14 protein-coding genes are annotated in these 13,967 nt (G+C 65.7%); 10 read left to right on the forward strand and 4 right to left on the reverse strand.

The genetic code is table 11. The annotated features are described in order from the left end of the window. Positions 1-31: 31 nt before the first annotated feature. The 3 genes from C404_RS51325 to C404_RS51335 all read right to left on the reverse strand — a co-directional run bounded on the left by C404_RS51325 (position 32) and on the right by C404_RS51335 (position 1,802). Positions 32-472 (reverse strand): YybH family protein, encoded by a 441-nt coding sequence (locus tag C404_RS51325; protein ID WP_021196618.1) that lies wholly within the window; start codon positions 470-472, stop codon positions 32-34. A gap of 45 nt (positions 473-517) precedes the next feature. Beyond that, positions 518-1,543: a lipopolysaccharide heptosyltransferase II gene (gene waaF, locus C404_RS51330; protein ID WP_021196619.1), complete on the reverse strand. Its 1,026-nt coding sequence runs from the start codon at positions 1,541-1,543 to the stop codon at positions 518-520. A 61-nt stretch (positions 1,544-1,604) separates the two neighbouring features. After that, positions 1,605-1,802 (reverse strand): zinc-finger domain-containing protein, encoded by a 198-nt coding sequence (locus C404_RS51335; protein ID WP_021196620.1) that lies wholly within the window; start codon positions 1,800-1,802, stop codon positions 1,605-1,607. Between the two features lie 338 nt (positions 1,803-2,140). On the opposite strand from C404_RS51335, the gene C404_RS51340 reads away from it, so the two are divergent. From C404_RS51340 to rarD, 3 genes are read left to right on the forward strand one after another with little or no spacing between them, the layout of a single operon-like run. Next, a complete protein-coding gene (locus tag C404_RS51340) occupies positions 2,141-2,935 on the forward strand; it encodes an AzlC family ABC transporter permease (RefSeq protein WP_021196621.1) in 795 nt (264 codons plus the stop codon). Further along, positions 2,932-3,255: an AzlD domain-containing protein gene (locus C404_RS51345; protein ID WP_021196622.1), complete on the forward strand. Its 324-nt coding sequence runs from the start codon at positions 2,932-2,934 to the stop codon at positions 3,253-3,255. The genes C404_RS51340 and C404_RS51345 overlap by 4 nt, the downstream gene beginning before the upstream one ends. Beyond that, complete coding sequence (rarD, locus tag C404_RS51350; RefSeq protein WP_021196623.1) at positions 3,252-4,166, forward strand: EamA family transporter RarD; 915 nt, start codon at positions 3,252-3,254, stop codon at positions 4,164-4,166. The genes C404_RS51345 and rarD overlap by 4 nt, the downstream gene beginning before the upstream one ends. Here the strand turns inward: rarD and C404_RS51355 are convergent. Next, entirely contained in the window at positions 4,152-6,047 is a 1,896-nt protein-coding gene (locus C404_RS51355) for a M66 family metalloprotease (RefSeq protein ID WP_021196624.1), read from the reverse strand. The genes rarD and C404_RS51355 overlap by 15 nt on opposite strands. A 179-nt stretch (positions 6,048-6,226) precedes the next feature. On the opposite strand from C404_RS51355, the gene C404_RS51360 reads away from it, so the two are divergent. The 7 genes from C404_RS51360 to C404_RS51390 all read left to right on the forward strand — a co-directional run bounded on the left by C404_RS51360 (position 6,227) and on the right by C404_RS51390 (position 13,925). After that, a complete protein-coding gene (locus tag C404_RS51360; RefSeq protein WP_021196625.1) occupies positions 6,227-7,438 on the forward strand; it encodes a phosphoglycerate kinase in 1,212 nt (403 codons plus the stop codon). Positions 7,439-7,485: 47 nt separating this feature from the next. Beyond that, positions 7,486-8,925: a pyruvate kinase gene (gene pyk / locus C404_RS51365; RefSeq protein WP_021196626.1), complete on the forward strand. Its 1,440-nt coding sequence runs from the start codon at positions 7,486-7,488 to the stop codon at positions 8,923-8,925. A gap of 84 nt (positions 8,926-9,009) precedes the next feature. After that, positions 9,010-10,074, forward strand: coding sequence for a class II fructose-bisphosphate aldolase (gene fba, locus C404_RS51370; protein ID WP_021196627.1), 1,065 nt, complete (start codon positions 9,010-9,012; stop codon positions 10,072-10,074). A gap of 113 nt (positions 10,075-10,187) precedes the next feature. Further along, complete coding sequence (locus C404_RS51375) at positions 10,188-11,114, forward strand: phosphoribosylaminoimidazolesuccinocarboxamide synthase (protein WP_031329886.1); 927 nt, start codon at positions 10,188-10,190, stop codon at positions 11,112-11,114. Between the two features lie 15 nt (positions 11,115-11,129). Then, positions 11,130-11,636: a 5-(carboxyamino)imidazole ribonucleotide mutase gene (gene purE / locus C404_RS51380; protein WP_031329887.1), complete on the forward strand. Its 507-nt coding sequence runs from the start codon at positions 11,130-11,132 to the stop codon at positions 11,634-11,636. 28 nt (positions 11,637-11,664) lie between these two features. Beyond that, the gene (locus C404_RS51385; protein WP_021196630.1) at positions 11,665-12,900 is read left to right on the forward strand and encodes a 5-(carboxyamino)imidazole ribonucleotide synthase; all 1,236 of its coding nucleotides are present in this window, start codon (positions 11,665-11,667) and stop codon (positions 12,898-12,900) included. Between the two features lie 14 nt (positions 12,901-12,914). Continuing rightward, positions 12,915-13,925, forward strand: coding sequence for an L-threonylcarbamoyladenylate synthase (locus C404_RS51390; protein ID WP_031329888.1), 1,011 nt, complete (start codon positions 12,915-12,917; stop codon positions 13,923-13,925). Positions 13,926-13,967: the final 42 nt, after the last annotated feature.

The following is a 13,967-nucleotide window of genomic DNA, read 5'->3' on the forward strand; positions in this document are numbered from 1 at the left end:
CGATGCAACTGCCACGCCGGGGTGGCGCGGCTCAGTGCAGGGAGTGCGTGGCGCTGGAGATGGAGGCGGCCACACGTTCTTCCGCCGCCTGGCTGGAATGCACGTGGGCGATGCGCCAGCCTTCGTGGTTCTGCATCAGCACGTAGGTCGTGTGCACGTACAGATCCGCTTCAGTGGCGGTGGCCGAGAAGCGCAGCGCTTCCGTCGATTCGAAAATCGACACGCCCAGCGAGGAGTGCACCTGCTGGCTGAGGCACTCGATCCAGACCGGGTTCTTCTCGACCAGCGCATCGAGGCAGCCGCGCAGTTGCTCGTGGCCGTGCAGGCGCTGGCCGTCGGGCAGGATGAAGCTGACGGAATCCTCGTCCAGCCACAGCCGGAGCGCGCCATCGGCATCGCGGCGCTTGAGCGCATCGCGATAGGCTTCGAGGATGTCCTCGGCGGCTTCGAACAGGCGGGCAAATCGTGGCATGGCGGCTGGACGTTCAGGGAAGGACTGCGGACAAGCGTTACGAATCTATGCCGGCTGCAACAGCCGGCGCAACTCATGAAACACCATCTCGGGGCCGATGTCGCGCAGGCAGCGCAAGTGGCCCAGCGGGCATTCGCGCGCAAAGCACGGACTGCACTCCAGATGGAGCCACATGATACTCGCTGCGGGCGACAGGGGCGGCGTATGGCGCGGATCGCTGGAGCCGAACACGGCCACCTGCGGGCGTCCCAGGGCTGCGGTCACGTGCATCAGGCCCGAGTCGTTGCAGATGGCGGCTTCGGATCGGGCGAGCAGTTCGATGGCCTCATCCAGCGAGGTCTCACCGCACAGGTTGCGGACGAACGGCGCGCGCTCGACGATGGCGTTGGCCATCTCACGGTCCTTGCCCGAACCGAGCGCGACGATCTGCGCATACGGGAACGAGCGGCGCAGCATCTGCGCAAGCTCGGCAAAGTGCTCGGCAGGCCAGCGCTTGGCGGGGCCGTATTCGGCGCCGGGGCAGAAGGCGACCAGGCGCGCATTGCCGGGAATGTCGAATTTGGCCGAGGTGGTAGCCACGCGCTGTACGTCAACGTTCAGCTTCGGGTCGGGCAGGGTGTCGGGCAGCTTGGCACCGGGCTTGAAGGCCAGCGCGGCATAGTGCTGCACCATCGGCGGACGCGCGTTCTTGGGCGGATTCGGGTAGCGCACGTTCAGCACGCCCAGGCGCGACTCGCCCTTGTAACCGATGCGCAGCGGAATGCCGGCCAGCCACGGGATCAGCGCACTCTTGAACGAGTTCGGCAGCACGTAGGCCGCATCGAATGTCTCGTTTTTGAGTTGCTGGGCGAACATCGTGCGGCTGCCGAGCTGCAGCTTGCCGTGCGCGAGGTCGGTCGGCAGCACGCGGGCAATCTCGGGCATGCGCGCGAGCACCGGCGCGACCCACTTGGGCGCGATGGCGTGGATCTGCGCGCGCGGGTGCCGCGCCTTGATCTGCGCAAACAGCGGCTGCGCCATCAGCGCATCACCGATCCAGTTCGGGGCGACGACGAGGATTTTGCGCATCATCCCCTCGCCTGACGTGCCGGGCATACGTTGCGACCGGCGTCGTACTGCGTGTGAAGACGGCTCAATGGTGGCCCTTCAGTTCAACGCCGGGAGCCAGCTTGTAGACGGTGCCGCAGTACGGGCACCGGACTTCGCCGGTGTCGGCGATGTCGAGGAACACGCGCGGGTGGTAGTTCCAGGCCGGAGTCTTGGCGGTCGGGCAGTGCAGCGGCAGGTCGTCTGCGCCGATTTCGATTGTGGGTGCGGTTTGCGTGGTCATGATGAGTAGGAGTGCCGGCGCGGTCTGAACAGGTCAGCCGTGCCTTGGTCTGGGCCGCAAATTCAAATGTCGAAAATTTCGACGAAGAGGCGAAATTGTAAGGGGTGGGCGCGGGCGCGCCAACGCCGATTGTTGCACTGCGTGGCGCCCGGCACGAATCGTTGCGCCGGACAAGGCGCGTGCGCATTGGCGTTAAGCGGACGCTTAACATCAAAAGTATAATCATGCGTTTCCTACGAGCCACCCATGTCGCCCCCGACGCATCCGCGCTTGCGCGCTGCCGGCAGCCTTTGGCCGGACTATAAAAAAGAGACGAATGCGCCGCTTGAGGGGGCGTCATGGCACTAGTCCGCTGGGGCGCCGCACTGCAACGCCGCTGGCAGGCCATCGATCCTGCCGAGCGCGCTGGTTTCTTCACCGGTATCCGCGCCTACGCACCGTCGCTGCCGCCGGTGTTCACCTGGGGCGTGGTGACCGGCGTGGCGATGAGCAAGTCGGTGCTGACCATTCCGCAGGCGATCGGCATGTCGATCTTTGTCTATGCGGGGTCGTCGCAACTGGCCGTGCTGCCGCTGCTGGCTGCGGGGCTGCCGATCTGGACGGTGCTGCTGACGGCGTTCATCGTCAACGTGCGCTTCATCATCTTCAGCGCGGGGCTTGCGCAGCATTTCGGGCACCTGCCGTTTGTGCGGCGGGTGGTGCTGGGCGTGTTCAACGGCGATCTGCCGTTCGTGCTGTTCACCCAGAAATATCCCTCCGCGGCGCCGGATGCAGGCAAGGAAGGGTACTACTGGGGCATGGTCCTGCTGAGCTTCGTGGCCTGGCAGGTATCGTCCATCCTGGGCATCGTCGCGGCGAGCCTGTTTCCTGACGCGTGGGGCCTGGCGCTGGCCGGGACGCTCGCGCTGATTCCTGTCATGGTGTCGACCATTCGGAGCCGTGCCACCCTCATGGCGGTGGCCGTGGCAGCGGTGCTGGCGCTGCTTGCCTTCAAGCTGCCGTATCGATTGAGCCTGGTGATTGCCGTCACCGGCGCCATGGCTGCAGGCCTGGCCGCCGATGAGGCCGCCGCGCGCCTGCAATGGCAGCGCCGCCGCACGGCGCAGGCCGCACCCAAGGAAGAAGACGCATGAGCGCGCTGGAGATCTGGCTGGTCATCGCGGGGATGACGGTGGTGACGATCGTCACGCGCTCGCTGTTCCTGATCGTGGGCGACAAGGTTGCGCTGCCGATGCGCCTGCAGCACGCGCTGCGCTTTGCGCCAGCCGCAGCGCTCATCGCCATCGTGCTGCCCGACCTGCTCTGGAACCAGGGCCATTTTGATGTGACCTGGACCAACCCGCGCCTGATGGCTGGCGTTGCGGCCACCGCGTTCTATGTGGCGACGCGGCGCATGCTGGGCATGATCTTCGTCGGCATGGGCGTGTTCACCGTGCTGCGTCTCTGGGGATGACTGTGTCGGGCTCTGTTTCCACGCGCAACGGCGTGATCTTCGCGTTTCTGGCCTACACGATGTGGGGCCTGTTTCCGCTGTACTTCAAGCTGCTTAAGGCCGTGTCGCCGGTGGAGATCCTGTCGCACCGGGTGATCTGGTCACTGGTGGTGATGGTGGTGATCCTGCTCGTCAAGCGCCACTGGGCGTGGTTGTGGGCGCTGCGCACGCAGCCGCGCGTGGTGGGTCGCTACGCGGCCAGCACCGCACTGCTGGCGGCCAACTGGCTGACCTACATCTGGGCGGTGAACCATGACCATGTGCTCGACGCGAGCCTGGGCTACTTCATCAACCCGCTTGTCGTGGTGATGCTGGCCGCGCTGGTGCTGGGCGAACGGCTGCGGCCGGTGCAGTGGGTATCGGTGGCGCTGGCCGCGGCCGGGGTGGCGTGGCTGACCTGGCAGGCCGGCACGCTGCCGTGGATTGCGCTGGCGCTGGCGTTTTCGTTCGGCTTCTATGGCCTGCTGCGCAAAACCTCGCCGCTGGGTGCGCTGGAGGGGCTGACGCTGGAGACGCTGCTGCTGTTTCCGCTGGCGCTGGCCTATCTGGGCTGGCTGGCCGCGCAGCAGCAGAACGCTTTCCTGGCTGCGTCGCCCGGCATGCAGTTGCTGCTGGCGCTGGCCGGCCCGCTGACGGCGTTGCCGCTGCTGCTGTTCGGCGCCGGGGCGCGGCGCATTCCGCTTTCGCTGCTGGGGTTGCTGCAGTACGTGAGCCCCACGCTGCAGTTGCTGCTGGGTGTGTGGCTCTACAACGAGCCGTTTGCCGGGCCGAAGGTGGCGGGCTATGTGCTGATCTGGATCGGCTTGGTGGTCTACAGTGCCGAGAGCGCGCTGCGTCTGCAGCGGCGCCCTCAGGTGTTACCGGCTAAGTAGCACCGTCGGCGTGGCGGGCACGCCGTTCCACGCCATCGGCGTATCCAGCAGTTCCACCCTGGTGATGGCCTTGTCGCCGGGCACGTTGATGGTCCACAGCTTGAAGCTGTCGCTGCTGGTCGGGTCCGTTGTGCTGGCGGCGGGTGTGCCGGTCGGGCTGAACCACGGGCGGAAGCCGCCTTGCAGCACACGCGTGATCTGCGAGTTGTCGGCGTAGGTCACGCGCACGGTGTAGTCGCAGCCGCTGGCGTGGCAGTACCACGCATACGTGCCGGTGTTGGGCACGATGGCGGCGCGGTCTGCCGCGCTGATCGGGTCAAACGTCTGGATCAGGTTGCCCGTGAACGGCAACGGCGGATAGATCTGCGAGACACCCGCCGTGCCTGCGCGGCTCAACGTGATGGCGATGGCGTAGACCGGTACGTTGGTCTGCGTCGGCAGGTTCTGGTTGATGCCGTACAGGCCGTTGCTGGTGGTCGTGGGGGTGTAGGCCACGCGTGCCTGCGTGGTGGCATTCCACTGGCTATAACCGGTGGGCGAAGCCGCGTCGACCAGGATGCGGTTCTGCAGCCAGGCCTGCATCTTTCCCGTATTGAAATCCGAGAACGTCGCGAACTTGTAGCCCGGCGATTGATCGCCCGCGCCGCCCTGCATCGGGTCTTGCTTGATGCATCGGTTGGCGGAATCGGTCTGGTGGCCGCTCGCACAGTTGGCGTAGCTGCTGGCCGTGGTCGGCACGCGGATGTCCAGGAATTGGTTCTTGTTCGGGTCGTAGCCCCATACCGAGCCCGTCAGGCTGCCGCCCGCGTACGGATACGTGCCGGCGGTATAGGCATCGCCCGCGTGCGGCAAGCCGAAGGCGTGGCCTTGCTCGTGGATGAAGATGCCGGTGTAGTTCTGGTCGCCCACGCCCGCGTTGCCGCCACCCAGGCCACCGCCGAGGAACACTGGCTTGTTCGTCACCGGGTCGACCGGCAGGATCGGCGCGTAGTACTGGTTGTTGGTCGGGCCTTCGCCGTTGGCGTTGCGCAGGCTCTGGATCAGACTGAGCACCGCGCTCATCACCGCATAGCCTTCTTTCTGCTGGCTCATGGCCGTGACTACATAGGCCGGCTGCGCTACGTTGGCGCTGTCAGCACGCGGCGCGATCACCATGCTCGGCCACGACACGCGCCCGATCGGGTGATTGGCTGCCGTCAATGCCGAGACCGGCCACTTGGCGAAGATCTCCTGCTGCGTCACGGCGTCCGGCGCCTTGACGGTCGACAGCGGCGTCGTATTCGAATCGTTCGCGCCGAAGAGGTAGAACGGCAGGACACGCAGCGTGATGTCGGCGTTGGTGCCGAAGCTGGGTGTGTGGCTGGTGCTGGCGGTGTAGTTGGCTGCCGATACGCGGAACGCCGTGCCGGACACCATCCACGCGGCAGGTACGGTCACGCTCCAGCGGTCGGTTGCGTAGGGGCGGCCGGCAGATTCCGTAGGCGGCAGGGCGGCGGGCGCATTCAGCGCCAGGCTGCCGACCAGCGTGCCGTTGCGCCAGGCTTCCAGCTTCGGTTGCTGCACGTCTGCCTGGCCGATTGACACCAGCGCCAGCGCCCCCCGATTACCCGTGAGTTGCAGCGTGCCGGTGGTGTTCGGCAGCGTCCAGGTGAGGCCGCCCTCGGGCAGCACGTGGGTCTGCGCAAACTCCAGCTTGTTCAGCGCGAGTGGGCCGGCGGCCGGCGTGGTGGGCGAACTGGGGGTGCCGGTCGATCCGCCGTCCGGCTGGGTGCTTGATGTGGTGCTGGTGGCGCCACCATCGCCGCCGCCGCAAGCGGTCAGCAATAGGGTGGTCAAGGCGGCCGCCAGCGTGGCGCGGCCCAGGATTGGCGCTTGGCTCATGGAAAACTCCCGACGTATTTATGTTTATTGGCGCGCACATTTTAGCTTTGTGGAGGCTTGTGAAGCTAGGCACGCTCCCCTAGTCAGGGGATTCGGGGTTTCGTTCGTCCGTTTTACGGCAAGGGTGCAAGGGTGATCAGGTAAAATCGTCGTTTTCCGTGATTCCTCCTGTTGCCGCCATGCCTCACGTTCTGCGTCTGTCCGATCTCATCTCCGAAGGCAAGCTTGCCGGCAAGCGCGTGTTTATCCGCGCCGACCTCAACGTGCCGCAAGACGACGCCGGCAACATCACTGAAGACACCCGCATCCGCGCTTCTGTACCGGCCATCGAAGCCGCGCTGGGCGCCGGTGCTGCCGTGATGGTCACGTCGCACCTGGGCCGCCCGACCGAGGGCGAATTCAAGCCGGAAGACTCGCTGGCGCCGGTTGCCAAGCGCCTGGCGGAACTGCTGGGCCGTGATGTGAAGCTGGTGCAGAACTGGGTCGACGGTGTGGAAGTGGCACCCGGCCAGGTCGTGCTGCTGGAAAACTGCCGCGTGAACAAGGGCGAAAAGAAGAACAGCGACGAACTGGCCCAGAAGATGGCCAAGCTGTGCGACGTCTACGTCAACGACGCCTTCGGCACCGCCCACCGCGCGGAAGCCACCACCCACGGCATCGCCAAGTTCGCCCCGATCGCCTGCGCCGGCCCGCTGCTGGCCGCTGAACTGGATGCGCTGGGCAAGGCACTGGGGCAGCCGGCACGCCCGCTGGTGGCCATCGTGGCGGGCTCCAAGGTGTCGACCAAGCTGACCATCCTGAAGTCGCTGGCCGACAAGGTGGACAACCTGATCGTCGGTGGCGGCATCGCCAACACGTTCATGCTGGCTGCCGGCCTGAAGATCGGCAAGTCGCTGGCCGAAGCCGATCTGGTGGGCGACGCCAAAGCCATCATCGACGCGATGGCCGCGCGCGGTGCGTCGGTGCCCATTCCCGTTGATGTGGTCTGCGCCAAGGAATTCAGCGCAACCGCGGCGGCCACCGTCAAGGACGCAAAGGACGTGGCGGACGACGACATGATCCTCGACATTGGCCCGAAGACGGCTGCCATGTTGGCTGACCAGCTCAAGGCCGCCGGCACCATCGTGTGGAACGGCCCGGTCGGCGTGTTCGAGTTCGACCAGTTCGGCAACGGCACCAAGGTGCTGGCCGAGGCCATCGCTGCCTCGTCGGGCTTCTCGATTGCAGGTGGCGGCGACACGCTGGCTGCCATCGCCAAGTACAACATCGCCGACAAGGTGGGCTATATCTCCACCGGCGGCGGTGCGTTCCTGGAGTTCCTGGAAGGCAAGACACTGCCGGCCGTGGAGATCCTCGAGCAGCGCGCACAGAACCAGGCAACCACGGCCTGATTGCGCTTGACTTCGCGTTACCCCACAACACCAACGAGACACCGCCCATGACCCGCGCTACCAAGATCGTCGCCACGCTCGGCCCCGCGTCCAGCACGCAGGAAGTCCTGACCCGCATGATCTCGGCGGGGGTGGACGTGGTGCGGTTGAACTTCTCGCACGGCACCGCGCAGGATCACATCGACCGCGCGCAGCTCGTGCGTGAGGTGGCGCGCTCGGTGGGCCGCGAAGTGGCCATCATGGCCGACCTGCAGGGCCCGAAAATCCGCGTCGGCAAGTTCGAGAACGGCAAGATCACGCTGAACCCGGGCGACCGCTTCACGCTGGATGCGCGTTGCGAACTGGGCAACCAGGAGCGCGCCGGCCTCGACTACAAGGAACTGCCGCGCGACGTTGGTCCTGGCGATCTGCTGCTGCTCAACGATGGCCTGATCGTGCTGCAGGTCGAGCGCGTGGTGGGCGAAGAGATCGAAACCATCGTCAAGATCGGCGGCGAGCTGTCCAACAACAAGGGCATCAACCGCCAGGGAGGTGGGCTGTCGGCCCCGGCGTTGACCGCCAAGGACATGGAAGACATCAAGACCGCGATGGCGCTGGGCGCCGACTACGTTGCGGTCAGCTTCCCCAAGAACGCCACCGACATGGAAATGGCGCGCCAACTGGCCGTGGTGGCCGGCGCACCGCACAACCACAAGCCGCGCATGATCGCCAAGATCGAGCGCGCCGAAGCCATCCGTCCGGGTGTGCTCGAAGAGATCCTGGCCGCGTCCGACGGCATCATGGTTGCCCGTGGCGACTTGGCGGTGGAGGTGGGCAACGCGGCGGTACCGGCGCTGCAGAAGCGCATGATCAAGCTCGCGCGCGAAGCCAACAAGCTGACCATCACCGCCACGCAGATGATGGAGTCGATGATCGTCAACCCGGTGCCGACGCGCGCCGAGGTGTCGGACGTCGCCAACGCCGTGCTCGACGGCACCGATGCGGTGATGCTCTCCGCCGAGACCGCCGCCGGCCGCTATCCGGTCGAGACCATCGAAGCCATGGCAGCCATCTGCGTGGAAGCCGAGAAGTCGCAGCCGGTGCACCTGGATACGGATTTCCTTGAGCAGACTTTCAGCCGCATCGACCAATCGATCGCCATGGGGGCGCTGTTCACGGCCTACCATTTACAGGTGAAGGCGATTGCCGCACTGACCGATTCCGGCGCCACCGCCCTGTGGATGAGCCGCCACGGCATCAACGTGCCGATCTATGCGATGACGCCCAATGTGGGCTCGCAACGCAAGATGGCGCTGTACCGCAATGTGCAGGCGCTGCCGATGGCCACCAGCTCCGACCGTGACGAGGCGTTGCATCAGGCGGAAGAACTGCTGGTTGCGCGCGGCGTTGTGCAACGCGGCGACTTCATCGTCCTGACCGTCGGCGAGCCGATGGGGCAGGCGGGCGGCACCAACACACTCAAGATTGTCCGCGTGGGCATGCATTGACGTTCTGCATGTCCTGCACGAGGGAACACCGGTTGCTACGGTGTGCCTGAGAACCGAATACAGATCGACCCATAGGAGAAAACCATGCCACTCGTTTCCATGCGCCAACTGCTGGACCACGCCGCCGAAAACGGCTACGGCCTGCCGGCATTCAACGTGAACAACCTGGAGCAAGTCCAGGCCGTGATGGAAGCCGCCAAGGAAACCGGCGCGCCGGTCATCCTGCAAGCCAGCGCAGGCGCCCGCAAATATGCCGGCGAGTCCTTCATCAAGCACCTGATCCAGGCGGCTGTTGAAGCCTACCCGGAGATTCCGCTGGTGATGCACCAGGATCACGGCCAAAGCCCGGCGATCTGCCAAGGCGCCATCGACCTGGGCTTCGGCTCCGTCATGATGGACGGCTCGCTGCGTGAAGACGGCAAGACCCCGGCCGACTTCGACTACAACGTCGACGTGACGCGCCGCGTGGTGGAAATGGCCCACAAGGTTGGCGTGACCGTGGAAGGCGAACTCGGCTGCCTGGGCTCGTTGGAAACCGGCATGGCTGGCGAGGAAGACGGCATTGGCGCAGAGGGTGTACTCGACCACTCGTCGCTGCTGACCGATCCGGAAGAGGCTGCCCAGTTCGTCAAGGCGACCCAACTCGACGCACTGGCCATCGCCATCGGCACGAGCCACGGCGCGTACAAGTTCTCGCGCAAGCCCACGGGCGACATCCTGGCGATCAGCCGCGTGAAGGAAATCCACGCGCGTATCCCGAACACCCACCTAGTGATGCACGGCTCGTCCTCCGTGCCGCAAGAGCTGCTGGCCATCATCAACCAGTACGGCGGCAAGATGAAGGAAACCTACGGCGTGCCGGTCGAAGAGATCCAGGAAGCCATCAAGTACGGCGTGCGCAAGATCAATATCGACACCGATATTCGCCTGGCGATGACCGGTGCGGTGCGCAAGTTCCTGGCCGAGAACCCGGACAAGTTCGACGCCCGCGAATGGCTCAAGCCGGCGCGCGAGGCTGCCAAGCAAGTCTGCAAGGCCCGCTACATCCAGTTCGGCTGTGAAGGCCAGGCTGGCAAGATCAAGCCGGTGGGTATGTCGGTGATGGCGGCTGACTACGCAAACGGCAAGCTGGCGCAAGTGGTGCAATAAGCATTTCACGTCACATCTGGCAAACGGCTGGCATTGCGCCAGCCGTTTTGCATTGCACAGGCCACGTATAATGCTGGCCTTCCACGTTTTCTCATCCTCCACTGGGTTCCGTCGTGTCCGCTACCCCCGCCGCATCCTCCGCCCTTTACGAATCGTCGATCACCAGCCTGCCGTTGCTCGGCCGTGGCAAGGTGCGCGAGAACTACGCCGTCGGCGACGACAAGCTGCTGATGGTCACCACCGACCGCCTGTCGGCGTTTGACGTGATCCTCGGTCAGCCGATTCCGGACAAGGGCAAGGTGCTCGCGCAGATGTCGGACTTCTGGTTCAACAAGCTGCGCCACATCGTGCCGACGCACGAAACGGGCATCGCGCCGGAAACCGTGGTGGCCCCGAACGAAGTCGACCAGGTGCGCGGCCGCGCCATCGTGGTCAAGCGCCTGAAGCCGATCCTGGTGGAAGCTGTGGTGCGCGGCTACCTGGCCGGCAGCGGCTGGAAGGACTACCAAGCCACCGGCGCTGTGTGCGGTGTGCAGTTGGCCCCCGGCCTGCAGAACGCGCAGAAGCTGCCCGAGCCGATCTTCACCCCCGCCGCCAAGGCCGAGATGGGTGAGCATGACGAGAACATCTCCTTCGATGAAGTCGAGCGCCGCATCGGCCCGGACCTCGCCGCGCAGATCCGCGACGTGAGCATCCGCCTGTACAAGGAAGCGTCTGACTTTGCCGCCACGCGCGGCATCATCATTGCTGACACCAAGTTCGAGTTCGGCCTGGACGAGAACGGTACCCTCACGCTGATGGACGAAGCGCTCACCGCCGATTCGTCGCGTTTCTGGCCGGCCGATTCGTATCAGGTGGGCACCAACCCGCCGTCGTTCGACAAGCAATTCGTGCGCGACTGGCTCGAAGCCGTGCGCATCGACGGCAAACCGTGGCCGAAGACCGCGCCGGCACCGGAACTGCCCGCCGACGTGATCGAAAAGACCGCCGACAAATACCGCGAGGCGCTGACCCGCCTGACCGGTCAGTCCCTGCGTTAAACCGGAGCGATGACGATGACTGCACAATCTGCTCCGCTCGTTGGCGTGGTGATGGGCTCCAGTTCCGACTGGGAAATCATGCGCCACGCCGTGGACATGCTCACCCAGTTCGGCATTCCGTTCGAGGCGCAGGTTGTCTCGGCACACCGCATGCCGGACGACATGTTCCGCTACGCCGAAGCCGCCCGCGGCCGGGGTTTGCGCGCCATCATCGCCGGCGCTGGCGGGGCAGCGCACCTGCCGGGCATGATCGCCGCCAAGACCATCGTGCCGGTGTTCGGTGTGCCGGTGCCGTCCAAGTACCTGCGCGGCGAAGATTCGCTGCTCTCCATCGTGCAGATGCCCAAGGGCATTCCGGTGTCGACATTTGCCATCGGTGAAGCGGGTGCGGCCAATGCGGCGCTCGCGGCCATCGCCACCATCGCGACTACCGACACGGCACTGGCCGACAAGCTCGAAGCCTTCCGCGCACAGCAGACCGAAGTGGCGCGCGGCATGACGCTGCCCGTGCACGGGGCCTGAGGTGCCTAAGCAACAGACGACCCCATTTATGGCCGACGACCTGAACCCGCGCCTGGCGCAAGCCCACACTGCGGAATCCCGCGCGCTGAACGTTCCCAACGCCATCCTGCCTGATGCTTGGTTGGGCATGCTCGGCGGCGGCCAGCTTGGCCGCATGTTCGCGCACGCTGCGCAAGCGATGGGCTACAAGGTTTGCGTGCTGGATCCGGATCCGAACAGCCCGGCCGGCACCATTGCCGAGCGCCACATCTGTGCCGGTTATACGGACGAGGCCGCGCTGGCCGAAATGGCGGCGCTGTGCCCGGCCGTCACCACCGAATTCGAGAACGTGCCCGCACAGGCGCTGGACCGCCTGGAGCAACTCGGCGCATTCGTTGCGCCGCGCGCCAACTGCGTGTCGATCGCGCAAAACCGCATCGCCGAGAAAAAGTTCTTCGCGCTGTGCGCCGCCCGCACCGGCATCCACCCGGCACCGAGCTGGGTGATCGAGCACGAAGCCGACATCGAGCAGCTACCCGCCGACATCCTGCCCGGCATTCTGAAGATTGCCCGCATGGGCTATGACGGCAAGGGCCAAGCGCGCGTCTCCACCATCGACGAGCTGCGCGCTGCCTGGGGCGCCATGCAGCACGTGCCGTGCGTGCTGGAGAAGATGCTGCCGCTGGCGTACGAGGTGTCCGTGCTGGCCGCCCGTGCCGCCGACGGCTCCACCGCCACCTGGCCGCTGGCCGAGAACGAGCATCGTGACGGTATTTTGTTCTCGACGATCATGCCGTCGCGTAGCGTGTCGGACGACATTGCCACGCGCACGCGTGCCGCTGCCGCGATGATCGCGGAAGAGATGGGCTACGTCGGCGTGCTGTGCATCGAGTTTTTCGTGCTGCAGGATGGCTCGCTGATCGCCAACGAGATGGCACCGCGCCCGCACAACTCCGGCCACATCACCATGGATGTATGCGAGACCAGCCAGTTCGAGCAGCAGGTGCGCGCCATGGCCCGCCTGCCGCTGGGCAGCACGCGCCAGCACTCGCCGGGGCGCATGCTCAATGTGCTGGGCGATGTGTGGTTCGAATACGGTCTGGAACGTACGCCTGCGTGGCACGAGGTCATGGGCCACAGCGGCGCCAAGGTCCACCTGTACGGCAAGGCCGATGCGCGCCCGGGCCGAAAGATGGGTCACGTGAACTGCGTCGGCACGTCGCCTGAAGTGGTGGATGAAGCCTTCCGTCACGCCGCGCATGTGCTCGGCCTGCAGCCGGATTGATCGCGAGCATCACCATGCACAAGTCGACCACGCCCTACGTCATGCCTTCGCGCGAGCGCCTCGATGAGGCCGCACGCAAGCTGGAGGCGGGCGAGCTGGTCGCCTTCCCGACCGAGACAGTCTACGGCCTCGGCGCCGATGCCGAAAACCCGCAGGCCATCGCCAAGATCTACGCGGCCAAGGGTCGGCCATCCAACCATCCGGTGATCGTGCACGTGGTCGATGGTGCGGACATCTCCTACTGGTCCGACGATGTACCCGGCATCGGGCTTCAACTCATCGAAGCCTTCTGGCCGGGGCCACTCACGCTCATTCTGAAACGCGCGCCGCACATTCCGGCTGCCGTAGCGGGTGGGCAGGACAGCATCGGGCTGCGTTGCCCGTCGCATCCGGTGGCGCAGGCGCTGCTCTCGCGGTTCAAGCGCGGACGCGGTGGCATCGCGGCACCCTCGGCCAACAAGTTCGGCCAGGTCAGCCCCACCACCGCACAGCATGTGCGTGATGAATTCGGCGATGCCGTGTTCGTGCTCGAAGGTGACGGCGTTGACGTGGGCATTGAATCCACCATTGTCGATCTCTCGCGCCTGGACCAGGGCATCGGCCCGGTGCTGCTGCGCCCCGGTGCCATCACCCCCGAAGACATCGAGCGCGTGACCGGCGAGGTGCCCGCACTGCCGGATGCCGCAGCACCGCGTGCCTCCGGTACGCTGAAGGCGCACTACGCACCGCGCACGCCGCTGTATCTGCTTTCCGCTGCCGAAGTGCCCGTACGTCTGGCAGCGTTGCAACCCGGCAAGCGCATCGTCTGGCTGGGTGCCCCCATGGCATTGCCGGCCGGCTGCGACCAGCAAGCCGCACCCGCCACGCCGGCGGCCTACGCCAACGCGCTGTATGCGCTGCTGCGCGAGCTCGATCGCGGCGGGTACGACGCCATCTGGGTAGAAACCCTAGCCGATACGCCCGCCTGGGCGGCCGTTAACGATCGCCTGCGTCGCGCCGCCGCCGCGTTCGAGACGAGCCTCTAATTCTTACGGGGCACGCGTTCGCCGTGCGCCCGGCAACCTCGC

The sequence above is a fragment of the Ralstonia sp. AU12-08 genome (assembly GCF_000442475.1).
Taxonomy (GTDB): domain Bacteria; phylum Pseudomonadota; class Gammaproteobacteria; order Burkholderiales; family Burkholderiaceae; genus Ralstonia; species Ralstonia insidiosa.